The 2,510-nt window shown below is 70.1% G+C and carries 1 protein-coding gene and 1 pseudogene; both read right to left on the bottom strand.

The window, feature by feature from the left end:
• A partial coding sequence (locus tag O3W51_RS47735) for a S1 family peptidase (RefSeq protein WP_269290337.1) occupies nt 1-1,312 on the bottom strand: 1,312 nt, incomplete at its 3' end.
• 770 nt (nt 1,313-2,082) lie between these two features.
• Nucleotides 2,083-2,510, bottom strand: a pseudogene (locus O3W51_RS47730) (ferritin-like domain-containing protein); the annotation flags it as partial.

Here is a 2,510-nt window from a genome sequence, read left to right as displayed (position 1 = left end):
TGCCGTTCGCGTTGTCGCCACCGGCGGCGTTCCCGTTCGCGTCACCACCGCCGGCCGCGCTGCCGCTGCCACCGGCGTCGCCCGCTCCGATGACGGCTCCGGTGGCCGCGAGCGCGGCCGTGACCGGCTGGAAGAAGGTCTCGCCGCCCTGCTGGCAGTCACCGCTGCCGCCCGAGGTCAGCCCCACGGCCGCGTCGCCGGCGAACATCGGGCCTCCGCTGTCACCGGGCTCCGCGCACACGTCGGTCTGGATGAGTCCGTTGACGATGTCGCCGTTGCCGTAGTTGACCGTGGCGTTGAGACCGGTGACGGTGCCGTCCTCGAGACCCGTTCTGCTGCCGGATCGCTGCACCTTCATGCCCACGGCCGCGTCCACGGCCTGGGTGATCTGCTGGGTGCTGCCGTTGTGGAGGTCGACCGCGCTGGACGGCTTCGTGGTCGGGTCGTCGTACGTCACCAGGGCGAAGTCGGTTTTGGGGAACCGGGAGTCCGCGACGGTGCCCAGCGGCTGACTACCTGCCTGATCGGCCGCCCAGGTCTTCGATTCGTTGCCGCAGTGGCCTGCTGTGATGAAGGCGGGCGCTCCCTGCACGGTGACGTTGAATCCCAGTGAGCACTGCGCTCGGCCACCGAAGATGGCGGAGCCGCCGATAGCTCCCGTCGCGGTGTTCGCGCCGCCCGCCTGGCCTCCCGCCCCTCCCGCCGCAGGGGAGCCACCGCCGGCCGCTGGGGGGTTGCCGCCGGCCGAGCCTTGGCGGCGGCCGCCCGCGTCGTAGAGTGTGAACTCGCCCGAAGTCCGTTTGACGCTCACCAGACCGGCCAGCCGGTCCGTGGCCCGTGTCAGGGTGGCCATCTTCGTGCCGGTCACCGTCCGGTCGGCGAGGACCACGATCTGGTTGGTCTTCGGGTCGATGGACCAGGCGGTGCCGGGTATCGAGGCGGTGTCGCTCAAGGTGCGAACGCCGTCGCGCAGTGCGGGCATGGTGTTCCGCACGACCTTGGCGATGGCCCCCTGGGACTGGACCCGCCGGGCGTCGTCGTTGCTCAGTACGTTCACGATCAGGTGGCTGGTGGGGGTGTCCAGGTACCAGCCGGCTGTCTTGCCGCCGAGGTCCGTGTCGAGGGATGCCGCGAGCATCGCGGCCGACTGCGAGGAGAACGTCTCGGGGGGTTGTGGCGTGTTGGTACTCGCGTTGGCGTGGGGAAGCAGGATCGCCACCCCGGCGACAACTGCCGCCACGGCGCCGGTGATGGCGCCGGTCCGCTTGTTCACATGTCGGTGGCTCAACTCAAGGACCTCCAGCTGGATCACGCGGGAAGCACACGGGCGTCCGCCCTGGCGTTTCCTTCAACACCTGTGCACGCTTGCCACCCAGTGGTACGTCGCTGCGTGTGGGTCGGACTCACGGCCACTCAAACTGTGATGAATTCCGGCACATGCCACAGTGAGCACCTACCCTCCGCCGATTCGTTTCGCGCGCGGAAGAGTTGACCGGCGTTCGTGATCGTTTCGCCGGGCCTCCCGGTCCCCGGAGCAGGGCGGGACGCCGCGACGCTTCCGACGGTGTGAGCGGGCGGCAAGCGTCCACGGGAGCCACCGCCGTGGGCCGCGTCGGGGCGGGTTCGTTGTGACCCGGACGGCCGGTTCCATCGGATGGGGGTTCAACTGCCCTCTCCCGGCGGAACGCCCGGTCACGGAGCCGATCGCGGTGGGACCGCCGGGTACGGAGTTGATGCCGCCGTTGTCGGCGGGGGTCAGCCCCAGCCGGGGGAAGCGGTTGAGGAAGTGGTAGCCCACAACCAAGCGCACCGGTGAGTTGTTCGTTGTCCCGTCGAGGTACGGCCGGTCGCCCGCGGTTTTCAGGGCCACCACCAGGGCTCAGGACGCCGGCACACCCGCGGACACGGCGTTCCGTCCGGGAGTTCGCCATTGCGGTGTCGCGGTGAGGCGCCGAAGGCTGGAACGTCGCGGTGGCGCTCCGGGTCATCGCGTCGACTGCGGACGCGCACACTCCTTTACGGCGTGGCGGCGGCCCAGCGGCTGGGCCTGTGCGGGCATGTCCGTTGCCGGGATGTCGGCGATCATTGTCCGGTGGGGCGGGAGGAGAGGGGCGGGCGGAACTGGGGGCCGTAATTCCCCGGGGTACCGGGGATACCGATCTCCATCAATTCGACGGCTGGGGTCTCCAGTCCCCGCATGGCGTGGACGGCCGCGCGCAGGGCGCTGGGGTCGCCGCCATCCCACGCTGTTTCGAGGGTGTCGAGCACGGCGTGGTAAGTGGTGTCGAAGTGGTCGAGGAGTCGCCGGACCAGCACTGACGCGTGGGGCCAGCCGCCGGCTGGGACCGTGGCCATGGGACGGGTGTCGGGGAAGGGCACGGGCGCGCCGGTGAACTGCCTGCTTGCGCCGACCTTGAGCAGCCGCCGTCCGTGGTAGATCTCACCGAAGGCGTAGTAGTGCGCCGGGTGGTCGTCGCCGAAGGACTCATCCGGGGAGGTGATCGTGCCCT

The organism is Streptomyces sp. H39-C1 (genome assembly GCF_027158125.1).
In the GTDB taxonomy this organism is placed as follows: domain Bacteria; phylum Actinomycetota; class Actinomycetes; order Streptomycetales; family Streptomycetaceae; genus Actinacidiphila; species Actinacidiphila fildesensis.
This window is presented reverse-complemented; position numbering and strand designations above follow the sequence as displayed.